A 21,841-nucleotide genomic window follows, 5' to 3' on the forward strand; every position below is an offset into this window, starting at 1 on the left:
ACTTGGAAAACCGTGGGCTGCGCATCCATTGCAAGGGGGCGACTAAGGCCATCCTCGGCACTGACCGCGTCGAAGCTGTCCTGCTCGAAGACGGGACTACCTACCCCGCCGATCTGGTCTGTATGGCAGTTGGCATCCGGCCCGAGGTACGGCTCGCCAACGACGCGCATCTTGAAGTCGGGCGCGGGATTGTCGTGGATGACCAGCTGCGCACGTCCGACCCCGCAATCTTTGCCTTGGGCGAATGCGTCGAACATGACCAGCAACTCTTTGGCCTTGTTGCCCCGCTTTACGATCAGGCGCGTGTGCTGGCCGAAACCTTGCTGGGTCAGGACGCAGCGTTCAAACCTGTCCAGACAGCGACCAAGCTGAAGGTCACAGGCGTCGATCTGTTCAGTGCAGGTGATTTCGCCGATGCGCCGGGGCGCGACGATATCGTGTTCCGCGATCCCGGACGCGGCGTCTACAAACGCCTGATCATCGAAGGCGACCAGTTGATCGGGGCGGTGATGTATGGCGATACCGCCGATGGCGCGTGGTTCTTTGAAAAGATCAAAACCGGTGCCCCGATCAGCGATCTGCGCGACACGCTGATCTTTGGCCCTACCTTTCAGGGAGGACCCGGCACGGACCCGTTGGCAGCCGTTGCAGCATTGCCGCCTGAGGCGGAAATTTGCGGCTGCAACGGCGTATGCAAAGGCAAGATCATCACGGCGATCACTGATGGCGCAGACACGCTCGACGCGATCCGCACGGTGACCAAGGCGTCCGCGTCCTGTGGCACCTGCACCGGGCTGGTCGAGCAGGTCATGGCGCTGACATTGGGGGATGGCTTTACCGCCAACGCCAATCCACCGATGTGCAAATGCACTGATCACACCCATGAAGACGTGCGCCGCCTGATCAAGACGATGGGCCTGAAATCCATCCCTGCCGTGATGCAGGAACTGGGCTGGAAAACCGTCGGTGGCTGCGCTAGCTGCCGTCCGGCGTTGAACTATTACCTGCTCGCCGATTGGCCGCTGGATTACGCCGATGATCGCCAGTCGCGTTTCGTGAACGAACGCAACCATGCCAATATCCAGAAAGACGGGACCTATTCGGTGGTCCCGCGCATGTGGGGCGGTGTCACCACCTCTGCCGAATTGCGCGCGATTGCGGATGCCGCTGACAAATACGATGTGCCGATGATCAAGGTCACGGGCGGTCAGCGGATCGACCTGCTGGGTGTACAAAAGCAGGACCTGCCCGCGATCTGGTCGGATTTCAACGCCGCCGGGATGGTATCGGGCCACGCCTATGCCAAGGGGCTGCGCACGGTGAAAACCTGTGTCGGTAAGGAATTCTGCCGCTTTGGCACGCAGGATTCCACCGGACTCGGGATTAGGCTGGAAAGATTGCTCTGGGGGTCATGGACACCTGCCAAGGTGAAACTCGGCGTCTCCGGCTGCCCGCGCAATTGCGCCGAAGCGACCTGCAAGGATATCGGCATCATCTGCGTCGACAGCGGTTATCAGATTAGCGTTGCAGGGGCGGCGGGGATGGATGTCAAGGAAACCGAAGCCTTGATCACCGTCGCGACGGAAGAAGAGGTGCTGGAGGTCACAGCCGCCTTTGTCCAGCTTTACCGTGAAAATGCGCGCTATCTGCACCGGATTTATAAATGGGTTTCCGCCGTTGGCCTTGACTGGTGCCGCGACCAGATCAGCGATCCAGCCACAAGGCAGGCGCTTTATGACCGCTTCATGCTCAGCCAGTCGGTTTATCAGACCGATCCCTGGGCCGAACATGCCGCACGTCCCAATGATTGGGCACCGGTGGCTGATCTGACGATAAGGGCTGCAGAATGAGCAATTTCATAGATATCGCCGCCCTCGCCGACATCCCCCGACAAGGCGCGCGCCTGGTTAAAACCGCGCAGGGCTGTGTGGCGCTGTTCCGCACGGCAGATGATCAGGTCTTTGCACTTGATGACCGCTGCCCGCACAAGGGTGGCCCCTTATCCGAAGGGATCGTGCATGGCGCTTCCGTGACCTGCCCACTGCATGGCTGGGTGTTCGACATGACGACCGGACAGGCGCAGGGCGCTGACGAAGGACAGGTGCAGACCTTCGCCGTGCGCGTGGAAGGCGAGCGGGTGCTGCTGGATGCCACCAGCCTCACACAGCGTTCCGCGGCATGACCGCACCTGTGCGCACCACCTGTCCCTATTGCGGCGTGGGCTGTGGCGTGCTGGTCACGCCGGACGGCATGAGTGGGGCATCGGTCAAGGGCGACCCTGACCATCCGGCGAATTTCGGGCGGCTGTGTTCCAAAGGCACGGCGTTGGGCGAAACGCTGGGCCTTGATCAGCGCATCCTGACGCCGTTGATCGCGGGCAAAGCGGCGCATTGGGATACCGCGCTTGATCTGGTGGCAACCCGCTTTGCAGATGCGATCCGTGACCATGGGCCCGACAGCGTCGCGTTCTACCTGTCCGGCCAGATGCTGACCGAGGATTATTACGTCGCCAACAAGCTGATCAAAGGCTATATGGGCACCGCCAATGTCGATACCAATTCGCGGCTTTGCATGGCATCATCTGTGGCCGGACACAAACGCGCCTTTGGCAGCGATACCGTGCCGGGCACTTACGTGGATATCGAAGAGGCCGATCTGGTCGTGCTGGTCGGATCAAACCTCGCTTGGTGTCATCCGGTGCTGTACCAGCGGCTGATTGCGGCGAAACAGGCACGTGGCACCAAGGTGGTCGTGATCGACCCGCGGCGCACCGCGACCTGTGATGGCGCTGATCTGCATCTGGCGCTGGCACCGGGCAGCGATGCGGCTTTGTTCAACGCGGTGCTGGTGGCGCTGGCGGATCGCGACGCGATATATCAAAGCTATGTCGCGCAGCATGTCAGCGGATTTGACGATGCGTTATGTGCCGCCCGCGCCTCTGACCCCGCGATCACCAGGCTGGCGGCGGATGATCTGGCGCTGTTTCTCGACTGGTTCGTCACAACCGAGCGTGTCGTGACGATCTATTCTCAAGGGATCAACCAATCCTCCAGCGGCACGGATAAGGTCAATGCCATCCTCAACTGCCATCTGGCGACCGGGCGCATCGGTCGTCCCGGCATGGGGCCATTTTCCGTCACGGGCCAGCCCAACGCCATGGGCGGGCGCGAGGTTGGCGGCCTTGCCAACACGCTCGCCTGTCATCTGGAACTTGATAATCCGGACCACCGCAATGCTGTGCAGAATTTCTGGCAAAGCCCCACCATGCCGGACCAAGCCGGTCTGAAAGCGGTCGATTTGTTTCAGGCGGCGGGCGACGGGCGTATCAAGGCGCTGTGGATCATCCATACCAACCCTGCCGTGTCGATGCCTGATGCCGATGCTGTGGCCCGCGCCATCGCAAATTGTGATTTCGCCGTTGTCAGCGACGTCACCCAGACCGATACGACACGCTGCGCTGATGTCATCCTGCCCGCCACCGCCTGGGGCGAAAAATCCGGCACTGTCACCAATTCAGACCGCACGATCAGCCGCCAACGTGCTTTTCTGCCTGCTCCCGCACAGGCGCGCGACGACTGGCGCATGATCGCAGCCGTTGCTGCCCGGATGGGCTGGGGTGACGCCTTCGACTGGCCCGATGCCGGCGCCGTCTTTGCCGAATATGCGCGTTTGTCAGGTGTCGCGGGCGCGCTCGGCGGGGATTTCGATATCTCGGATCTCGCGCAGGCGGATTACGACGCACTGACGCCGACACGCTGGCCGGTCAACGCGCGCAAGACCGGGGGCAGGTTCTTTGCGCAAGGCGCGTTCTACACGCCGGACGCCCGGGCACGGATGCTGCCGATTTCACCCCGCCTGCCAGTGGCGCGCACAGCGCCTCGCTATCCATTCCGGCTGAACACCGGGCGGGTGCGGGACCAGTGGCACACAATGACGCGGACCGCATTGGCCCCACGTCTCAACCAACATATCGCCGAACCGTTTCTGGAAATTCACCACGCTGATGCCCTCGCGCTTGGCCTTGCCCCAGCCACGCTTGCCCGCGTCCAAAGCGCTACGGGCAGTGCGATCTTGCGTGTTGCCGTCACCGACAGGGTGCAGATGGGCCAAGTCTTCGCGCCGATGCACTGGACGGGCGACACCGCCCCCACAGGGCTGATCGATTCCGTTGTTCCAGCCAATGCCGACCCGATCTCTGGTCAACCCGAAAGCAAGGCAGCCGCAGTGGCGATTACCGCGCTCAACCCGGCATGGTATGGCTTTGCCGTATCCGCCGGGCCACTGCGACCTGATACGACCTATTGGGCGCGCGCGCGCCACGCCGGAGGCTGGCGGTGCGAACTCGCAGGTGTCGCGCGACCTACGGATTGGGAGGCTTACGCCCGCATTCTTTTCGACCTGCCTGACGCCACATGCCTGAGCGTCGCGGACCAGAAACGCGGCACTCACCGTCTGGCGCTGATGGCAGAGGGGCGCACCCTCGCCGCATTATTTGTTGCGCCGGACCCGGTGCAACTGGCACGCGGCCATGTTGCGGATCAGGTCGGGCAACCGGGCGCTGCCTTGCTCGCCGGTCGGCCAGGACTTGGCACGGCGGACCCCGGCCCCACGGTTTGTGCCTGCCTCAACATCGGGCTGCATACGATCACCGCAGCGATCGCAGCGCAGAACCTGACGTCTGTCGCACAGATCGGAGCGGCATTGCAGGCTGGCACCAATTGCGGATCGTGTCGCCCGGAACTCGCCGCATTGTTGACCCAGCGATTGGAGGCAGCGGAATGACCCTTTCCCCCTATATCCATGCGATGGGCCGTGGTCCGGGCCGCGCGCGCAGCCTGACAGCCGAAGAGGCCGAGGACGCGATGGGCCTTATCCTGTCAGGCCAAGCCGACCCTCATGCCGTCGGTGCCTTGTTGATGCTGATGCGATACCGTGGCGAAACACCGGATGAGATCGCAGGCTTCGCCCGCGCCTTGCATACCACGCTGCCAGCCATGCCGCAGGTGGATCTTGACTGGCCAAGCTATGCCGCTGGCCGGTCGCGGGGGCTGCCTTGGTTTCTGCTTTCCGCGCGGCTGGTGGCGCAAAGCGGCGCACGTGTCCTGCTGCATGGCTGGAATGCCTATCAGTCTGACGGAGCGGATGTACGCTCTGCGCTGCGTTTCGCCGGAATCACCCCCGCCAGCAGCCCCGATGACGCAGCACGTTTGCTGGATCGGAATGGCATCGCGTATCTGCCACTTGAATCTTTCACCCCACGCGTGCTGGACCTGCTGCGCCTGCGGGACGTGCTGGGGCTGCGATCCTGTATCAATACCGTCTGCCGCGTGATGAACCCTGCGCGGGCAGACGCGGCGGTCCAGGGCGTCTTCCACCCACCCTACCGCGATCTGCAACAGGTGGCGGGACAATTGCTGGGACAATCCAGCCTTTGCATCCTCAAAGGCGGCGGCGGCGAATTTGAACGTCATCCTGCCAAGGACGTCACCCTGTTCCGCCTCCAAAGCGGCGAACCCCTGACGACGATCATGCCCGCATTTCTGCCTGAAACCCGTCGCCTCGCGGATCATCCTCAGCCGCCGCAGGCACTGGCAGACCTTTGGGCTGGTCGCGTGCAGGATCACTTTGCTCAGGCTGTCGTCACCGGCACCGCCGCTGCAGCGCTCATCGCGCAAGGTCATGCGGCCCGGACAGCACAGGCCACCGCAGATGTACTTTGGTCCACACGCCACAGCTTTTACACGCCTGAAGGAGCCTTGCCATGAAGACTTTCCCCATGTTTCTGCAGATGGCCGGGCGTCACGTCGTGATTGTCGGCGGCGGTGAACAGGCAGCACAAAAGGCGCGGCTGATGCTGAAAACCGAAGCGAGGCTGGTACTGGTCGCACCCGAACTTGACCCGGAATTATCCGATCTGGTCTGTCAGGGTCGCGCGGAACAGGTGACGACGCTGTCCATCGACGTGTTCCGGGGGGCCGCACTTGTCTTTGTTGCGACCGGCTGTGTCGGGCTTGACTACGCCGTGCATGCGCTGGCCAAAGAAGCAGGCGCATTGGTCAATGTCGTGGACCGGCCCGCGCTGTGTGATGCGGTTACCCCGTCACTGGTGGATCGTGATCCGGTCGTCGTCGCAATTTCCACCGAAGGCACAGCCCCGGTGCTGGCCCGCCTGATCAAATCGCAGATGGAAACCCTGCTGGAACCGGCCTTGGGCGATCTGGCGGCGTTTGCTGGCAGGCTGCGTCCGGCAGTGGCCCGCGTGATCCCGCGACAGGAACGGCGTTTCTTCTGGAATTGGGTGTTCAGCGGCCCGCCCCGTCAGGCAATGGCGCGTGGTGCCGCAAGGGACGCATCCAGACTGGTCAAGGACGCGCTGGCCGATGGTGGCCCTGCGCCGGTGCAAGGCGCGATTGCGTTGGTCGGGGCTGGACCGGGCGCGGCGGATCTGTTGACCCTGCGCGCGCTACGCCTGCTGCAAGAGGCCGATGTGATCTATTACGACCGGCTGGTCGATCCTGCGGTACTCGAACTTGCACGGCGCGACGCCGAACGCGTGTTCGTCGGCAAAGAGGTGGGCGCCTGTGCCTGGCCGCAGGACCGGATCAACGCAGTGATCGTCGCGGCCGCCAAACAAGGCCGCAAGGTCGTGCGCCTGAAATCCGGCGATCCGGGCATTTTCGGTCGGCTTGAGGAAGAATGCGCCGCCGCCCGCGCTGCCGGCATGCCGGTCGAGATCGTGCCGGGCATCACGGCCGCCAGCGCTGCCGCCGCGAGCCTTGGGCGGGGTCTGACGGAACGCGGGGCAACGGACCGGGTGATGCTGGCCACAGCAACCTGCAAACCCGGCGATCCGGACCCGGATTGGGCGGGCATGCTGCAACAAGGCACCACTCTGGCGGTTTACATGGGGGTGCAGAAGGCCGCGACAATGGTCCGCCACCTCAGCAACGCCGGGATCCCGATGACTTTACCGGTCGAGATCGTCAGCCATGCGAGCACGGCGCGCGAAACCGGGATCACCTGCACCTTGGGCCAGTTGACCGACGCGCTGCACGCTCACGGCGTCGCAAGCCCCGCGATCATATTCATCCGCTGGGCGAAGGGCAGCACCGCATTGGCGCTGCCGGAATGCGCCGCCTAGAAAAGCCGCGACGGCAGCCAGAGCACCAGCTGTGGAAAGATGAATAACAGCGCGAGACCGACAATCTGTAGCAGAACAAAGGGGATCGCGCCCCGATAGATCATCGCGGTGGTTACACTATTGGGTGCCACACCGCGCAGGTAAAACAACGAAAACCCGAAAGGTGGCGTCAGGAAACTGGTTTGCAGGTTCACCCCTATCATGACACCCAGCCAGATCGGATCAACGCCCAGCAGCAACAGAGTCGGCGCCGTGATGGGAAGCACGATGAAGATGATCTCGAACGTGTCCAGGATGAAGCCCAGGACAAACATGATCAGCATGACCGTAATCATGGCCCCGGTCGCGCCGCCCGGCATGGACGTCAGGAATTCGCGAACCAGATTATCGCCACCCATCTGCCGGAAAACGATCGCAAAGATCGACGCACCGAACAGGATCACAAAAATCATCGAGGTCACGACGGCTGTCCGCCGCGCCACATCAACAAATACAGCCATCGACAAGCGCCACCGTGCCGCGGCAAGGATTGTCGCCCCCACGGCACCGACTGATGCCGCCTCGGTCGGGGTCGCGATGCCGCCAAGGATAGATCCCAGCACAGCGAAGATCAGCATCAGCGGCGGTACGAAAGCCGTGCCGATTTCTTTCCAGAGGTCTTTCTTTTCTTCCGCAGGCACCGGGGTGGCAGGACAACTTGTGGGGTCGAAAATCGCTTTGTAAACGATGAACAGGATGTACAGGCCAACCAGCAAAAGTCCTGGTATGATTGCCCCCGCGAACAGATCACCCACCGAAACGGTCTTTGGTGCAAAATTTCCAAGGCTCATCTGCACCTGACTGTTCATGCCAGCGATCATATCGCCCATGAAAATCAGCACTGTCGAGGGTGGAATGATCTGCCCGAGCGTACCGCTGGCGCAAATCGCGCCACAGGCCAGTTTCGGATCATATCCCGCACGCAACATGGCGGGCAGCGAAATCATGCCCATCGTCACGACTGTCGCGCCGACAACGCCTGTCGATGCCGCCAAAAGCGCCCCAACCAAGATCACGGAAATACCGAGTCCGCCGCGCATGTTGCCAAACAGTTTGCCCATCGTGGTCAGCAATTGCTCGGCGATATTGCTGCGCTGCAGCATGACCCCCATGAAGATGAACAAGGGCACGGCGACCAGCACTTCGTTGACCATATATCCGGTGTAGCGCCCGGCGACCGACCGCAGGTTCGACATATCGAATACGCCAAAATACAGCCCCAGATAGGCAAAAATGATCGACGTTCCGGCCAGAGTGAAGGCGACGGGAAAGCCGATCAGCAAGAACCCGATGACCCCCAGAAACATGGTGGCGGCAAAGATTTCGCCAAGAAGAACAGGGTCCATCCTAGATTTGCTCCGAATTATAAAGGTCGTAATTGTATTCGGGCGGGATCAGGTCTTCGCGCCCGGCAATCACAAGGACCGACCGGATGGCCATCGAGATGCCCTGAATGCCAACCACGACGGCAAAGACAAGGATGAAGCTTTTCAGGACAAACAGGCCGGGCATTCCGCCGGGATTGGAAGATCCTTCGAGCAAACCGATCGACCGCTGCACGAAGATGAATGATGACGTCCAAACGATATACGAAAACGGCAGCAGAAAGATCAGGACCCCAAGCAGGTCCAGCCATGCCTTGCGCAGGGCCGATGCGGGGCGGAAATATATATCCACGCGCACGTGGTCATTGCGATAAAGTGCGTATCCCGCGACAGCGGTGAACATGACCCCGTTCATCCACGGGTAAAGGTCCTGCATCCAAAGCCGGGTCGTGCCAAAGATGTAGCGTTCGACAACCACCCAGAAACAGACGACGACAATGCCGACCGACAGCCACATGAAGACATTGCCGAGAATGCGGTTGATCAGATTGATCAGGTTCATGATGCTGGCAAGCGCGGTCACTTAAGTCTCCGTTGCGTTTATATAGCAAAACCCCGGCCCGGGTTTTCCGGGGCCGGAGGCAATGTCATGATGCAGCCGATAAAGCCGCACCGGGTGCGGGATCAACCAAGATCTGAAATATCGAAGTACTTTTCGCGCGCAATTGCGAAAGTCAGATCGGTCTGTTCGGTGCGGGACCGCAGCAGATTCAGGTTCTGAACAAAGCTTTCAGCTGTTTTCTTGGTCAGCGCATCGCCGGTATCAAGGATTTCAATCAGCAATTCACGCGATGCTGCAGCGCCCGCTTCCAGAATTGATTCCGGCCAGTCCTTATGTGCAGTCACACCGTGGTTGTCTATCATGTCGGCAAGCGCGATCGGGTCGTTGGCATAGAATTCCGACGGTACCTGATCATATTCCGCCTGACACGCGTCGCGCACGATGGCCTGCAGGTTCGCAGGCAGCGCCTGAAACTTCGCCTTGTCCACGACGACTTCGGTGGCAAGCCCCGGCTCAATGAAAGAGCTGGTGTAGTAATGCTTGCGTACCTGATAGAATCCCAGCGCCCGGTCATTGTAGGGACCGACGAATTCTGCCGCATCCAATGTCCCCGACTGCAGCGCTGCAAAGATTTCGCCGCCCGCAAGGTTGGTGACAGATGCGCCCATTTTCTGCCAGACCTGACCGCCCAAGCCCGGTGTGCGGAAACGCATGCCCTGAATATCTTCGATACCGGTCAGTTCATTCTGGAACCAACCGCCGGCCTGTGTTCCGGTATCGCCGGACAGGAACCCTTGCAGACCGAACTGGTCATAGATTTCGTCCCAGATTTCCTGCCCGCCAAGATAGCGCACCCAAGCAGCCAGTTCACGCGATGTCATGCCAAACGGCACGCCGGTAAAGAAGGAAAGACCAACGGATTTATTCTGCCAGTAATAGGCGGCACCGTGGCTCATTTCTGCTGAACCGTCGATGACAGCATCCAGTGATTGCAGCGCCGGCACGACCTCACCTGCGGCAAAGACTTCAACCGTCAGCGCGCCGTCAGACGCGGCGGTGATCCGGTCTGCAACGCGCTGCGCACCGGTTCCGAGGCCAGGAAAATTCCGTGGCCAGGTTGTTACCATGCGCCACGTTGTGCGACCTTGCGCAACGGCTGGTGCCGCTAGCGTTGCTGCAGCAGCGGCAGAACCCCCGATTGCTGAGGTTCTCAAAAATGACCGACGATCCATAAACTTCCTCCCGTTTTATTTTGACAAGCCTGTAACGACTTCCGCAACGGGGTAAATCACAAAAGCGGCGAGCTGGAAATACTTTCGAATGCCAAACGGATGACTTGCGGTTTTTTTCTGATCCGTTCACGTGTCGACGCGACATATTATTCTGCATCTGCAGACAACAGCGTTTCCCCAAGCTATTTGATCTGCCAGGAAGAAATAGAACCGGGCGCGGCGAAGAACTATGTTCGCCATCGTTACTGTTTAGCCGCGCTCGGTCACTTGCCCGCCTCGCGCGGAGTTTATTGTTGCCGGAAAATACCCGCGTGACATTGCCTGTATGCCTCTTCATCATCTACCCCATCCATGACGGGCGGAGGCGCTATGCGGTTTACGATAACTCACGTCCTGAAACTGCTCTCGCCTGTCCTGCTTTTGGCCTGTGCCGGGCCAGAACGCCCAGATTATTCCGCACCGCCCGCCGCGAACAGGGCAGAGGCATCTGTCGCAGCGGCGCGACCCGTGACCATTGCTTTTCCCGACTTCGGTGACAACAATCCACACCCCTGGGACGGGCGCGCGCCCAGCGCCTACGCGGTCCACGGCATTGACGTGTCACGCTGGCAAGGCGCGATTGACTGGCCCACGGTCCGTTCCTCCGGTATTTCCTTTGCCTATATCAAAGCCACAGAGGGCGGCGATCTCGCCGACCCTGCTTTCCCCGATCATTGGCAGGGTGCCGCGGAAGCAGGTGTGCCGCGCGGCGCATATCATTTCTATTATTTCTGCCGTCCCGCCGAAGAACAGGCGCGCTGGTTCATTCAGCATGTCCCGCGCGATCCCGCCGCCCTTCCGCCGGTGCTGGATCTGGAATGGAACCATGTGTCGCCCACCTGCAGATTGCGGCCCGACGGAGCCACCGTCAGGGCAGAAGCGTCGCGTTTCCTTGACATCCTGACCGCGCATTACGGACAGCGTCCCGTGATCTACACCACACCAGATTTCTACCGCGAAACCGGGATTGGCAGCCTGCCGGGGACGGAATTCTGGCTCCGCTCGGTCGCGGGTCATCCATCTACGGTCTATCCCGGACAAAGTTGGACCTTTTGGCAATACACCGGCACCGGGATCGTTCCCGGCGTGCGCGGCGGTGTCGATATCAACGTTTTTACCGGTTCGGTCGCCGACTGGGCGCGCTGGCGGCAGTGAAGCGGATTTCCGGCAAGTGTCCTGCCCTGCCTTGTTGGCCGCAACAGCGCGCTGTAACCTTTCGGACGAGGAATAGTCTTCGCAATCCCGTGACTTTCCTTGGTCTTCCTGTCCGCCACCATATCTTGAGTGCATAACTGTCGGCCCAGCGCCGGCCACATGCATGAGAGGAAATTACTTTGGAAACCTTCATCGCCTATGTCGTTTTCATTCTCGTCGCCGTTCCGGTCCTGGCTTCGACTGTCGTCATAACCCGCCAGCAAAACGTGAGATTAATCGAAACATTTGGTCGGTTTTCCAGTATCCGGTCGGCGGGCCTATCGTTCAAGCTGCCTTGGCCGATCCAGACAGCGGGCGCGAATTTTTCGCTGAAAATTCAGGAAATCGCCGAAGACGTGAACGTGAAGTCGAAAGACAACGCTTTCGTTAGCGTGCCGATCCGCGTGCAGTATCGCGTCAATGAAGCGACAGCACAGGACGCATTTTATAAGCTGTCAAACGCAGCTGACCAGATACGGTCCTATGTCGTTAATCAGGTGCGTTCAACGGCCTCGGGAATGTCATTCAACGATCTTTTCCAGTCGCGCAATACATTCGAGAATGATGTTGCCAGCACGCTCACTGAACGAATGGGCGAATTTGGCTTCAGTATCGAAAACGTACTCGTTGACGATCCGCAACCGTCGCCCGAACTGCGCAAGGCTTTTGATCGGGTCATCTCGGCCGAACGCTTGAAAGAGGCGGCCGTAAACGAAGGCGAGGCGAAGCGCACCCTGCAGGTTGCGGCAGCCAATGCCGAAGGTGAGGCGTTGAAAATCAAGGGCGAGGCCTTTGCCAGCTTCCGAAAAACCGTCGCTGAAGGGAATGCCGAAGCGCTGGAAAGCTTTGCGGGACGGACAGGTTTATCGCCCGCGGATGGCTTGGCATTCTTTGTTTCAATCAATGAGATGGAAGCAGTAAGGGATGCCGCGCAGGCTGGGGGTCGCGTCGTGTTCGTCACCGGATCGAACACGGATTATCAACAACGCGCAATGATGGGCCTGGTCAGCGACTCCGATACCAAGGCAGATCGGCAGAGCGTCTTGCGAAACGATAGTGCCTAATCTCGGAACAACGGATGGGAGCGGATTGGCCAAAAAGGTAGTTGGCTAATCCACCTTTTTCAGGCTCGGCGACGGCAACGGTGCAATGTATCCCCGACATAAACCTCCAAAATACGGCTTTGTTGCGGCAATCGGTCGCAATATGGCGCCGATACCACAGAAATGTGTCCATACCGCCATAATTGCAGGCGACTACCGTACTTAAGTGCAGGTTTATTTCTTCAAGGCATACAACTATTACGGCGCAACATAAGGCGTTCGTATCTAGTCATTTTGGTTGTGTAGTTGGAGTTTAGTCAGTGCTTGATGTGTTTATCATTGCTTTGTTGGCCGTTGTCGTGGTGGTCGGTGTACCCGCGCAACGGCCAGCCAAGAAAACCAAATCTGTGACTCAGTTGACCGGCGATTGCATGGCATGAGTCCTGGCAGATGGACTATCGAAATCCCGACTTCAGAAGAAGCGCGCGACGACTAGCGGATATCACGGCGCGGTGAAGGATTCCGCCTGAATGACCAAGTCATAAAGGCGCGGATCCAGCGCGAAAATCACGGCCCCCGAACGGTCGGCTTTTCCTGGAAGGTAGTCGAAAGTGACCTCGGCCGTCTCGACCGTTTCGCCGTCGCGCTGTAATGAAGCGCGGAACTTGACACTCGCCGCCGTCGCCTCGCCATGGTTACGCGCGCTGATCTCAACCCGGAACCCGCTGCTGGCAGGGGCAATATGCACCACACTGGCGACAGGGTCGGGTTTGAAATCCGGCGACTTCCCACTGGAATCCAGGGCTTGCAGCACCAGAAAGCCAATCAGCCCCGCGACCATCAGGCCAGAGATAGCAGCCAGCGACCATTCAAAAGCGGTGCTGTCGCCCTTCCCGTTGTGATTATTCTGACGCTCCTGTCCCATCACACCCCTCACAAAATCAAACGTGCCGCCGCAGCGCCGATGGCCGCCGGAAATCCCAGAACAACCACCGCCATCACAATATGCGTTAGCGAGGCGTCATCTGTCTGACCAAAGGTCCACAATACGTAAAGGCTGACGCCAAGTGCGACGGCGTAGCCCGGGACGGTGTCATGCAGAAAAGCGTGCAGTCGGCCTTCTTTCGGCAAAGGGATAGAGCCACGAAATGCCAATGCGTATGTGAAACCATGCATGACAGCGACCGATAGAATGATCAGCGCTACCGCGTGCCATTCCGACATCTTGTAAGAGATCAACACCATCTCTTCGGTAGGCGCGACATTGAGGCTTAGAAACAACGCTCCGATGCAGCGCAGAAAAAGCTCGCTCAGGTAGCTTGGTGTTTTGGTCGATGCATCCTCGTCGTCGTCAACATCCTGGATGCCAAGCTGTGAAGAACCGAGCAAGGCCCCGAAACTGGCAGGAACGGTCTGAAGGGCGATTTTTCCGATGATTTCATCCGCCGTCATATCTCGCGTGATCAGTCCCAGTACCGTCAGCATGACGATGCTGGTCATCAGCCCGATACCAAAGGCAATCCCCGCGTCGCACAAATCATCCTGCCAAGCCGCCGTTCTCTCGAACCCGGCATGGTAGGATAGCAGCACCAGCAGCGGTATATTGACCAGCAGCAACAGCACTAGACGGCTTCGGTCGATGTAAAAGCCGAGCCACCACATTTCCATTGTCATGAACATCGGCAGGGCAAAGATCAACGCGCCGCCAAACCCGCGGCCAAGTCCTCTTAGGGTCTTTTTCAGGTCCTGACCGGCCGGACCCGCAGTTTCTGCCTTTGTCAAAGGGTTTCCTCGTTCTCATACCGACTACCGCCGCTTGCTGAACCGGAACGCCCCGGATTGGTTCCGCATCTGCACCGCGCACTGACAAGGGAACCCAAACCTGCCCCCATATGTTGCGCCATTGCGGTCAAGCAGACAGCGCATCAGCCGGACGAACATCATGCCAGACAGCAGCACGTTGAAAGAAGCCGGATTGATATATGTTTCCGACACGATGCCGGGTATTCGCCGCATCGGCGCGGGCCGTGGATTTTATTATCGCGACGGGACAAACCAGAAGGTCACGGATCACGCCACACTGACGCGTATCCGTAACCTTGCCATTCCGCCCGCCTGGTCCGATGTCTGGATCAGTCCCGATCCGGAGGGGCATCTGCAAGCCACCGGCCGCGACGTGCGTCACCGCAAGCATTATCGTTATCATCCCGCATGGACTGACCTGCGCGACGCGGCAAAGTTCGCGGGACTTGTGGCGTTTGCGCGGCGTCTGCCAGCGCTGCGCAGGACAGTGAGCAAGGACATGCAATGCCCAGCACTTTCGCGCGAACGCGTGCTTGCCACCGTAGTACGGTTGCTTGAGCGCACCTTGATCCGCATCGGCAATGATATCTATGCCGAGGAGAACAAAAGCTATGGCCTGACAACCCTGCGCAGGCGCCACCTTGATCTGCAAGGCACACAGTTGCGGTTCCGGTTCAAAGGCAAATCCGGGCAGGAATGGTCACTTCAAATCGCTGACCGGCGCATCGCCAATACTGTGCGCCAGTTGCAGGAATTGCCCGGTCAGCGCTTGTTCCGCTATCTCGATGAAGACGGCACCGCTTGCGATATTCATTCGCATGATGTGAACGCCTATCTGCAAGCTGCAATGGGGGATCAGTTCACCTCGAAACATTTCAGGACATGGGGGGCAACAGTGCAGGCAGCAGCCATGCTCGAAGACACGCCAACGCCAGAAGCGAACCGAGAGCAGGCCCGCATTCTTAACCAGGTGCTTGACGACGTGGCAGGCAATCTTGGTCACACAAGAACGGTGTGCCGCAATTGTTATGTCCACCCCGCAGTGATCACCCAATGGGAAAAGGGCAAGCTGGGCCAGCAGATGAAGGCGACCCGGCATCACGTCGACAAGCCACGGCGCGGGTTGACCCGCGACGAAGAGGTTGTCCTGAGGTGGCTGCGCAACCGTAAACCAGCAGATGCCGCAACAGATGCTTGACAGACTGCCTGCGTGCCACCCTGCAGCGGCTAGCAATAAGTTGTTAAGACCACAGGAAAGAGTGACCAGATCGTTGCCACGAGCCCGGTCCATCCGGTGGCCCGGCTGACAAAGCGGACAAAGCGCGAGGGCGACGCGAACCGCCTGTCGTACAAAGCCCAGACCAGCGCGATCTGCACGAGGACGGCAAACCCATAGGCCAACACCAAAAGCGCCCGCGCCAGCGAGACCCCGAAAACCATGCCGCTGAGTTCAACACCGCAAATCAGTCCATGCAGGCCATAGACCGCGCTGAATGCCGCAAGCCAGACCAGCGGCGCGATGAGGATGCGCACCAGATCAATCATGTCACCCACCCCGACAGATGCCCGACCAGCAAAACCAGAGCGACGACGATGGCGATATAATCGACCCAAAGGCCGACAATCGCGAACTCTCCCCATCGCTCACCCGAGGTATAGCCGCGCAGAACCCGTGCGATCAGGTGGCCCACCATGAGCGCGGCAAGCAACGCATGGAACAAACCATAGCTCCCCAGCACAAAAAGCGTGGCTGCATAAGCATGATCGGTGGGCTCTGGCGTCCGCCACATCAAGGTGCCGCAACAGATTGCAAGTCCCAACGTCGCGAGCAGAGCAATGACCAGCGCCGCAATCGCGGAGCCCCCGGCGCGTTTCGTCCGAATGGCAACATGAATCGCAAGGACGCTAATGATGCCAGCCAGCAGGCCTGAGCCAAGTTCTACAACCGAGGCGTCGATCCAAACGGGCGGCGGCCAGCCGGGCGCGATGGTCCACAGAAAGACAAAGCCAAACAAAAGCGAGCCAAAGAATGTCGCATTGGCAATCAACAAGAACAGCGATCCCCACCAACCCGGTGGCCTGCCTGCTTGGCTGGCTGGCGGCAGATTGATGCCTTGTCCCACGGGCTGCCGGTCAATATCGTTCTTGCTGCCCGTCTCCCAGACCCAGCGAAGGGCAAGGGCGGCCACACCCGCCACGGCGATGGGGGCGATCCAGTAAACCTTGATCAGCACCGACAAAAAGAACAATCCCGTCACAGCCGATACCATGATCGGCAAGCGGGTGTTCCCGGGATAGACCACCAGCACTTCGGGTCGCCCGCTCGCTGCGTCGACCATCAGCGTTTCGCGCTGGTTCTTGCGGGGAGTGCCGAGATACCCGTGTCCACGCGCCAGTTCGGTCGCAAGCCGGGGGTTAGCGCTCAGCGGGTTGCGGCTTGTTATTTCGGGCAGGCTTGCGAAATTATAGGCAGGCGGCGGCGTCATCATCGCCCATTCCAGCGTGCCCGCGTTCCATAGGTTGCGCCGCGCCTTGCGCGGTGACAAAGCGTGTAGGATGGCGTCAAGGATGACGACCGCGATCCCGATCGCCAGTACAAAGCTGCCTATCGACGAGATCAGGTTGATCACGGACCACCCGTCGTCAGGCGCGTAGGTCGAGATGCGGCGCCGCTGCCCAAGCAAGCCGACCCAATGCATCGCTAGAAAGGTCACATGGAACCCGATGAATATCAGCGAGAAGGCCAGCCGCCCCAAATGAAAATAGCCCTGGCGCCCGGTCACCTGCGGCAGCCAATAGTAGATCCCTGCCAAGATCGGAAAGACAAACCCGCCAAATAGCACATAATGTAGATGCGCGGTCACAAAGGCCGTATCATGCGCCTGCCAGTCAAACGGCACCACGGCAACCATCACGCCCGTCAGGCCACCGATGATGAAGGTCACGAAAAATCCAAGGATATGCAGCATCGGAAGGTGCAGTTCCGGTCTGCCCTTCCACATCGTCCCGATCCAGGCAAAGACCTGCACGCTGGTCGGCACCGCCACCAAGGTCGACGCCGCCGAGAAAAACGCCAGCCCCATATGTGGAATCCCGGTCGCAAACATATGATGGACCCAAAGCCCAAAGGACAAGAACGCCAGCGCCACAACCGAAGCGACAACCCAACCATAACCCAACAAGGTTGTGCGGCACATCACGGGCAACACCATCGAGATAACGCCCGCCGCCGGCAAGAAGATGATATATACCTCAGGATGACCGAACAGCCAGAAGAGGTGCTGCCACAGCAAACTGTCCCCGCCCAGTTCGGCTTGAAAAAACGGAAAGCCAAAGGCGCGTTCGACCTCCAACAGGACCGATCCGACGATCAAGGGCGGAAACCCTGTCAGGATCATCAAGGAGGTAACCAATGCATACCAAGCAAAGATCGGCAGCCTTGCCAGCGTCATGCCGGGCGCACGGAACTTCAGGATGGACACGGTGATCTCGACCGCAGCGGCGATCGCCGATATCTCGACAAAGGTGATCCCGATGAGCCAGAAATCCGTGTTGATGCCCGGCGAGTAAATCGGTCCCGTCAGCGGCGGATACATGAACCAGCCCCCGTCCGGGGCAATGCCCAAGACCATTGAGACCAGCAGCATCATGCCGCCAAAGACATAGCACCAATAGCCATAGGCGGTCAGGCGCGGAAACGCGAGATCGCGCGTTCCCAGTATCTTTGGCAAAAGGTATATCGCCAGCCCTTCGAAGGTCGGGATGGCGAACAGGAACATCATGATGGTCCCGTGCATTGTGAACAACTGGTTGTAGATATCGGGCCCGGCAAAGGCCGAGTGTGGCGTCGCCAGTTGCGCCCGGATCAGCATCGCCAAAAGCCCACCCACCAGAAAGAAGAAAAAGGCGGTCACAAGGAACAGCCGCCCCAGATCGGTGTGGTTGACGGTTGAAAACCAGCCCTTGAAGCCTTGCTCTGATTTCCAGATCGCGCTCAGTTTCCGGTGGCGTGTCAAAGCTTTCATTCTGCGTCACCTCCGATAAAGGCGGCCCAGCCTGCCGCGTCATGCGCTGTCACGGTGAAATAGAAATGGTCATAACCGCTGCCCGCGAATTCCGCGCTCAGGCCCTGATAGCGCCCCGGTTCATCCGCCTCTATCCGCAGGACGTTGACGCGTCCGGGGATCGCATCCAGTTTGCCCGCCAGGCGCGGAACCCAGAAGCTGTGGATCACATCTGCAGTCGTGATGGCGACGTCGATGGGACGCCCTGCGGGGATATGCAGCACGTTCTGGGTATGCAGTCCCGGCGCATCATCATACGTAAAGTCCCAAGTCCAGCGACTGGCTTCGGCGCTGACCCTCACGACTGCGACATCATCGCGCGGAAGCAACCGTTCGCCGACCACCAGCCCGTAGGCCAACAGCGCCAACAGGACCACCACGGGAAAGCCCAGACCGAGCGACACAATCCAGATACGTGTCTGATGCCGGGCAGAGCCTGTCTGCGGCCGCGCCCGAAAGGAAAGGACCAGCAGCGCCATCATCAGTCCAAAGATCAGCGTCGCACCGATAAACATCACCCACCACAGCGTGGCGATCACCTCCGCGGCCGGCCCGGCAGGTTGCAAAGTCGATGTCGATCCTTCGCAACCATTCAGCGCGAGCATCGTTATGACCGCAATCAGCCAGCGCAAAGGGGTAGAGTTATGGCACCAGATGAAGTTACCGATGATGGCGAAGAACTGATCGATCCGATCAGCCAGAAATCCGGTTTCAGCCAGACTTCGTCCCGCGTTGCCGTTCTTGGCCATCCCATTCATGCGATGAGCGTTGCGTTTCCGATTGCTCTGACCTTCTGCGTATTCGGGGCCGATGCGCTTTATTGGTGGACCGGCGATTCCTTCTGGGCACGCGCAGCGCTCTGGGCCGCTGGCACGGGTTTTTTGTTCGGCATGTTCGCGGGAATTTCCGGAACAGCAGAGCTTTTGCTGGTGCCGGGTATCCGCGCGCGCGCGCCGGCGTGGACCCACTTTATCATCGCTGTGACCCTTCTGGGGATTTTGGGCACGAACTGGGGTCACAGGCTTTGGGGATACGAAGATGCCGTCCTGCCTTACGGCATCCTGCTGTCGGCCTTGTCGGTTCTCATGGTGATGTTCACAGGTTGGCATGGCGGCAAGCTCGTCTTTGATTATCGACTGGGCACGTCAAAAGGCAACTGACCGCCTTGGGGGGATAGCAACCAGTCGGGAAATGCCAGCCACCCGAGATAGGGTTTGGCCAGAACAAGAAACAGGATTGCGATGATGGGCGCTAACACCGCCAGGACAGGGAGGCCCGGTTCCGGTGGTGTATGGGTGTCCGGATCTTCGCCAATCTTCGTCAGCACATGCCCGATCCATGCATGCGCCGCGATCAGGAGAGCGACAAAGACCAACTTCACGTAAAACCACGGCACGAACACCTCGCGCAGAAAGATGAGCCATGTGCCCGCGATCACGGCGATCACCGCCGCGGGCGTGACGCAGGCTGTATAGATCGTATGCGTCGCATGACGGATATGTGTATAATCCCCCGGTAAAATCGACGGATCATGGCGCGCCAACATCACCGGCAGGATCAAAAGACCGCCGCACCAAACCAGCAATGCCGCGATATGGGCAAACTTGAAAATCGGGATAAGAGCAATAAGCCAGTCAATCACGCGGTGCTGTCCTTGTGCCAATCCCAGTTCTGGCGGATCAGCAGACCCAGCGCGATTGCATAGGGAATGCCCGCAGGCACCCACATGATCAGACCACCGAGCTGCTGATCCGAAAGTGGCGTCAGCCCCCAATCATAGGGCGCGATGAAATGCGCGGCATAAAGCGGCGTCGGGGTGAATGTCAGGATCGCCCCCAGCATCCCCATCTGGGCAAAGGCCGCAATGATGAAGGTGACATGCAGCACAGGCGCGCGGTGATCGCTGAAAACCGTGCTCCAGAACCACACAGCGCTACCAAGCAGGGAAATCTGCATCAGCCAATAGACGGCAACATGCGACAGCGCCAGATCATAGGCCGCCGGATGGTGCCACGCCCACAAGACGACGGTCGATACGGCAAAGGGCAGGCCCGGCCCAATGGGACGCCGCAAAGGACGCGCCCAGCCAAGCAGGGGTGCGGCGACCGCCAGCAAAAGGACATGATGCACTACCCGTGCCGAAAACAATGCCGAAGACAAGGCGCATAATGGCGAGACGAAAGCAACGATCAGAACACCCACTGCCGCCAGCCCTGCCGGTTCGCGGCGAAAGACCCATGTCATGGCCAGCAACGCCAGCAACAGCGGGGGATCAAGGTTCCACCTGAGCCACAGCTCTGCCGGTAAGGGCGCTTGACCACAGTAAATTCTGTCCATTCCAGAGGTTCTCCTCAGGCTTTCGCCGGACACCGAAGGAGCGTTACCGCCCGCGGCGCATCTTGATTATGCGCCACAACCAGACGCGGCTGGAAATTGTTCCTGCGCCGGTCGCAAAAAGCTGGGGGTCTTGAAAGGGCTAAGATTTCTGCAAGCGAACGCAGGCAAGGCGCACACGCGGAACAATGGGCCACGGGCGGGGTTAATCGATGAAAGTTCAAGGAAAAATGAGGAATAAAATGAGACAGCCCCCCAAGAAACCCGAAACGACCCGCGGCATGCCCCGCAGCTTGTTCTATGCGATGATCCCGTTGGGGTTCATTCTACTCATCCTGATCCTGATCACCCTCGGGACCTGGACCAGAGAAACAACTGACCAGCCAGCGGACGTAGTTGACGCACCGCTTAACCCCGAAGATCAGGCGACGACTCGACCGACGAATTAAAGGCCGCCCCGCTATGTAGACCGCCTGGCGCATTTGCTAAAAATCTGCCTCGCAGCGGCACGGTCGGCCAGCGAGAGCAAGCCCCGGTGGAACATGATTGGATTCAGCCACTGCGAAGATAAAATAAGAATTCGGCGTTACGGGCGTGGCGGCTCCGCTCTGAATCAAAACACAAAAATTTAATTCGAAATTTGTTTCCAAAAATTTGGTCCAGTCGCCGGATCAGCTAATTTCCGCCCAGTTGGCACGTAACAACCGGAAGTCTTTTCAAGAATCACCTTTCTGTGATGTGCTTAACAAGCATGCCACGAAAGGGGATTAAAATGGATAACTGGAAAAACACCTCTGTTATTTTGTGCGTTGATCGCTCCGGCGAGCAGTTATCAGTCATCGAACAATCCAAGGTTGGTCGTGTCAAACAGACGCTTTCGGCCTCTTCTTCCTCCAAACCGTCACGTCGATTTGTGCTGGGAAATGGTGCCCCAGTCAAATCCCTGGACGTCGACAGATTCATGCTGCTTGACACCAAGGAAGTCGTGACGCGTATTTGATTATTATAAATTCTTGGCGATAGCTGCCACGCGTCAGACCAACGCGGCTGCGGGTCAGTGCGATG

General features: G+C 59.3%; 21 protein-coding genes. 11 read left to right on the plus strand and 10 right to left on the minus strand.

Going from position 1 to position 21,841, the window contains the following annotated elements; all coding sequences use genetic code 11:
- The 5 genes from nirB to cysG form a co-directional block, all read left to right on the plus strand.
- Positions 1-1,850: nitrite reductase large subunit NirB (gene nirB / locus ACK4TM_RS03830; RefSeq protein WP_409696988.1), on the plus strand; the 1,850-nt coding region annotated here is incomplete at its 5' end.
- On the plus strand, positions 1,847-2,182 hold the full coding sequence (gene nirD, locus ACK4TM_RS03835) for a nitrite reductase small subunit NirD (protein WP_409696991.1): 336 nt from the start codon (positions 1,847-1,849) through the stop codon (positions 2,180-2,182). The genes nirB and nirD, both read left to right, overlap by 4 nt.
- Positions 2,179-4,782: a molybdopterin-dependent oxidoreductase gene (locus ACK4TM_RS03840; RefSeq protein ID WP_409696994.1), complete on the plus strand. Its 2,604-nt coding sequence runs from the start codon at positions 2,179-2,181 to the stop codon at positions 4,780-4,782. Before nirD ends, ACK4TM_RS03840 begins: the two co-directional genes overlap by 4 nt.
- Complete coding sequence (locus tag ACK4TM_RS03845) at positions 4,779-5,765, plus strand: glycosyl transferase family protein (RefSeq protein ID WP_409696997.1); 987 nt, start codon at positions 4,779-4,781, stop codon at positions 5,763-5,765. Before ACK4TM_RS03840 ends, ACK4TM_RS03845 begins: the two co-directional genes overlap by 4 nt.
- A complete protein-coding gene (cysG, locus tag ACK4TM_RS03850) occupies positions 5,762-7,141 on the plus strand; it encodes a siroheme synthase CysG (RefSeq protein WP_409697000.1) in 1,380 nt (459 codons plus the stop codon). The genes ACK4TM_RS03845 and cysG overlap by 4 nt, the downstream gene beginning before the upstream one ends.
- Here cysG and ACK4TM_RS03855 read toward each other — a convergent pair.
- The 3 genes from ACK4TM_RS03855 to ACK4TM_RS03865 form a co-directional block, all read right to left on the minus strand.
- The gene (locus ACK4TM_RS03855; RefSeq protein WP_409697003.1) at positions 7,138-8,526 is read right to left on the minus strand and encodes a TRAP transporter large permease subunit; all 1,389 of its coding nucleotides are present in this window, start codon (positions 8,524-8,526) and stop codon (positions 7,138-7,140) included. The two genes, cysG and ACK4TM_RS03855, sit on opposite strands and share 4 nt — an antisense overlap.
- 1 nt (position 8,527) lies before the next feature.
- Complete coding sequence (locus ACK4TM_RS03860) at positions 8,528-9,088, minus strand: TRAP transporter small permease subunit (protein ID WP_409697006.1); 561 nt, start codon at positions 9,086-9,088, stop codon at positions 8,528-8,530.
- A gap of 101 nt (positions 9,089-9,189) precedes the next feature.
- Entirely contained in the window at positions 9,190-10,299 is a 1,110-nt protein-coding gene (locus ACK4TM_RS03865) for a TRAP transporter substrate-binding protein (RefSeq protein ID WP_409697009.1), read from the minus strand.
- Positions 10,300-10,668: 369 nt separating this feature from the next.
- On the opposite strand from ACK4TM_RS03865, the gene ACK4TM_RS03870 reads away from it, so the two are divergent.
- Both ACK4TM_RS03870 and ACK4TM_RS03875 read left to right on the plus strand, forming a co-directional pair.
- Complete coding sequence (locus ACK4TM_RS03870; protein ID WP_409697012.1) at positions 10,669-11,493, plus strand: GH25 family lysozyme; 825 nt, start codon at positions 10,669-10,671, stop codon at positions 11,491-11,493.
- A 179-nt stretch (positions 11,494-11,672) separates the two neighbouring features.
- Positions 11,673-12,596, plus strand: coding sequence for an SPFH domain-containing protein (locus tag ACK4TM_RS03875; protein WP_409697015.1), 924 nt, complete (start codon positions 11,673-11,675; stop codon positions 12,594-12,596).
- Between the two features lie 481 nt (positions 12,597-13,077).
- On the opposite strand, the gene ACK4TM_RS03880 is transcribed toward ACK4TM_RS03875, so the two are convergent.
- The gene (locus tag ACK4TM_RS03880) at positions 13,078-13,500 is read right to left on the minus strand and encodes a hypothetical protein (protein ID WP_409697018.1); all 423 of its coding nucleotides are present in this window, start codon (positions 13,498-13,500) and stop codon (positions 13,078-13,080) included.
- Positions 13,501-13,508: 8 nt separating this feature from the next.
- Complete coding sequence (locus ACK4TM_RS03885; protein ID WP_409697021.1) at positions 13,509-14,357, minus strand: TIGR02587 family membrane protein; 849 nt, start codon at positions 14,355-14,357, stop codon at positions 13,509-13,511.
- 160 nt (positions 14,358-14,517) lie between these two features.
- On the opposite strand from ACK4TM_RS03885, the gene ACK4TM_RS03890 reads away from it, so the two are divergent.
- Positions 14,518-15,576 (plus strand): DNA topoisomerase IB, encoded by a 1,059-nt coding sequence (locus ACK4TM_RS03890; protein ID WP_409697024.1) that lies wholly within the window; start codon positions 14,518-14,520, stop codon positions 15,574-15,576.
- 29 nt (positions 15,577-15,605) lie between these two features.
- On the opposite strand, the gene ACK4TM_RS03895 is transcribed toward ACK4TM_RS03890, so the two are convergent.
- The 3 genes from ACK4TM_RS03895 to ACK4TM_RS03905 are packed head-to-tail and all read right to left on the minus strand — an operon-like array spanning position 15,606 to position 19,047.
- Positions 15,606-15,923 carry a hypothetical protein gene (locus tag ACK4TM_RS03895; protein WP_409697027.1) on the minus strand — a complete coding sequence of 106 codons (318 nt, stop codon included), beginning with the start codon at positions 15,921-15,923 and terminating at the stop codon, positions 15,606-15,608.
- Positions 15,920-18,403 carry a cytochrome c oxidase subunit I gene (gene ctaD, locus ACK4TM_RS03900; RefSeq protein WP_409697030.1) on the minus strand — a complete coding sequence of 828 codons (2,484 nt, stop codon included), beginning with the start codon at positions 18,401-18,403 and terminating at the stop codon, positions 15,920-15,922. Before ctaD ends, ACK4TM_RS03895 begins: the two co-directional genes overlap by 4 nt.
- On the minus strand, positions 18,400-19,047 hold the full coding sequence (locus ACK4TM_RS03905) for a cytochrome c oxidase subunit II (protein ID WP_409697033.1): 648 nt from the start codon (positions 19,045-19,047) through the stop codon (positions 18,400-18,402). The genes ctaD and ACK4TM_RS03905 overlap by 4 nt, the downstream gene beginning before the upstream one ends.
- A gap of 39 nt (positions 19,048-19,086) precedes the next feature.
- Here ACK4TM_RS03905 and ACK4TM_RS03910 point away from each other — a divergent pair, with 39 nt between their 5' ends.
- Entirely contained in the window at positions 19,087-19,602 is a 516-nt protein-coding gene (locus ACK4TM_RS03910; RefSeq protein ID WP_409697036.1) for a DUF2231 domain-containing protein, read from the plus strand.
- On the opposite strand, the gene ACK4TM_RS03915 is transcribed toward ACK4TM_RS03910, so the two are convergent.
- Complete coding sequence (locus ACK4TM_RS03915) at positions 19,572-20,084, minus strand: CopD family protein (protein ID WP_409697039.1); 513 nt, start codon at positions 20,082-20,084, stop codon at positions 19,572-19,574. The genes ACK4TM_RS03910 and ACK4TM_RS03915 overlap by 31 nt on opposite strands.
- Positions 20,081-20,779 (minus strand): cytochrome c oxidase assembly protein, encoded by a 699-nt coding sequence (locus tag ACK4TM_RS03920; protein WP_409697042.1) that lies wholly within the window; start codon positions 20,777-20,779, stop codon positions 20,081-20,083. The genes ACK4TM_RS03915 and ACK4TM_RS03920 overlap by 4 nt, the downstream gene beginning before the upstream one ends.
- 239 nt (positions 20,780-21,018) lie before the next feature.
- Between ACK4TM_RS03920 and ACK4TM_RS03925 the strand changes: the two genes are divergently transcribed.
- Positions 21,019-21,225: a hypothetical protein gene (locus ACK4TM_RS03925; RefSeq protein ID WP_409697045.1), complete on the plus strand. Its 207-nt coding sequence runs from the start codon at positions 21,019-21,021 to the stop codon at positions 21,223-21,225.
- 323 nt (positions 21,226-21,548) lie between these two features.
- Positions 21,549-21,776, plus strand: a complete 228-nt coding sequence (locus ACK4TM_RS03930) for a hypothetical protein (protein WP_409697048.1) — start codon at positions 21,549-21,551, stop codon at positions 21,774-21,776.
- Positions 21,777-21,841: the final 65 nt, after the last annotated feature.

It is taken from the genome of Yoonia sp., assembly GCF_046292185.1.
Taxonomy (GTDB): Bacteria; Pseudomonadota; Alphaproteobacteria; order Rhodobacterales; family Rhodobacteraceae; genus Yoonia.

Bases quoted from the DNA above. Each gene is read 5' to 3' on its own strand.
- nirD (WP_409696991.1), top strand. From the start codon at position 1,847: ATGAGCAATTTCATAGATATCGCCGCCCTCGCCGACATCCCCCGACAA.
- ACK4TM_RS03840 (WP_409696994.1), top strand. From the start codon at position 2,179: ATGACCGCACCTGTGCGCACCACCTGTCCCTATTGCGGCGTGGGCTGT.
- ACK4TM_RS03845 (WP_409696997.1), top strand. From the start codon at position 4,779: ATGACCCTTTCCCCCTATATCCATGCGATGGGCCGTGGTCCGGGCCGC.
- cysG (WP_409697000.1), top strand. From the start codon at position 5,762: ATGAAGACTTTCCCCATGTTTCTGCAGATGGCCGGGCGTCACGTCGTG.
- ACK4TM_RS03855 (WP_409697003.1), bottom strand. From the start codon at position 8,526: ATGGACCCTGTTCTTCTTGGCGAAATCTTTGCCGCCACCATGTTTCTG.
- ACK4TM_RS03865 (WP_409697009.1), bottom strand. From the start codon at position 10,299: ATGGATCGTCGGTCATTTTTGAGAACCTCAGCAATCGGGGGTTCTGCC.
- ACK4TM_RS03870 (WP_409697012.1), top strand. From the start codon at position 10,669: ATGCGGTTTACGATAACTCACGTCCTGAAACTGCTCTCGCCTGTCCTG.
- ACK4TM_RS03880 (WP_409697018.1), bottom strand. From the start codon at position 13,500: ATGGGACAGGAGCGTCAGAATAATCACAACGGGAAGGGCGACAGCACC.
- ACK4TM_RS03890 (WP_409697024.1), top strand. From the start codon at position 14,518: ATGCCAGACAGCAGCACGTTGAAAGAAGCCGGATTGATATATGTTTCC.
- ACK4TM_RS03895 (WP_409697027.1), bottom strand. From the start codon at position 15,923: ATGATTGATCTGGTGCGCATCCTCATCGCGCCGCTGGTCTGGCTTGCG.
- ctaD (WP_409697030.1), bottom strand. From the start codon at position 18,403: ATGAAAGCTTTGACACGCCACCGGAAACTGAGCGCGATCTGGAAATCA.
- ACK4TM_RS03905 (WP_409697033.1), bottom strand. From the start codon at position 19,047: ATGCTCGCGCTGAATGGTTGCGAAGGATCGACATCGACTTTGCAACCT.
- ACK4TM_RS03910 (WP_409697036.1), top strand. From the start codon at position 19,087: ATGGCACCAGATGAAGTTACCGATGATGGCGAAGAACTGATCGATCCG.
- ACK4TM_RS03920 (WP_409697042.1), bottom strand. From the start codon at position 20,779: ATGGACAGAATTTACTGTGGTCAAGCGCCCTTACCGGCAGAGCTGTGG.
- ACK4TM_RS03925 (WP_409697045.1), top strand. From the start codon at position 21,019: ATGAGACAGCCCCCCAAGAAACCCGAAACGACCCGCGGCATGCCCCGC.
- ACK4TM_RS03930 (WP_409697048.1), top strand. From the start codon at position 21,549: ATGGATAACTGGAAAAACACCTCTGTTATTTTGTGCGTTGATCGCTCC.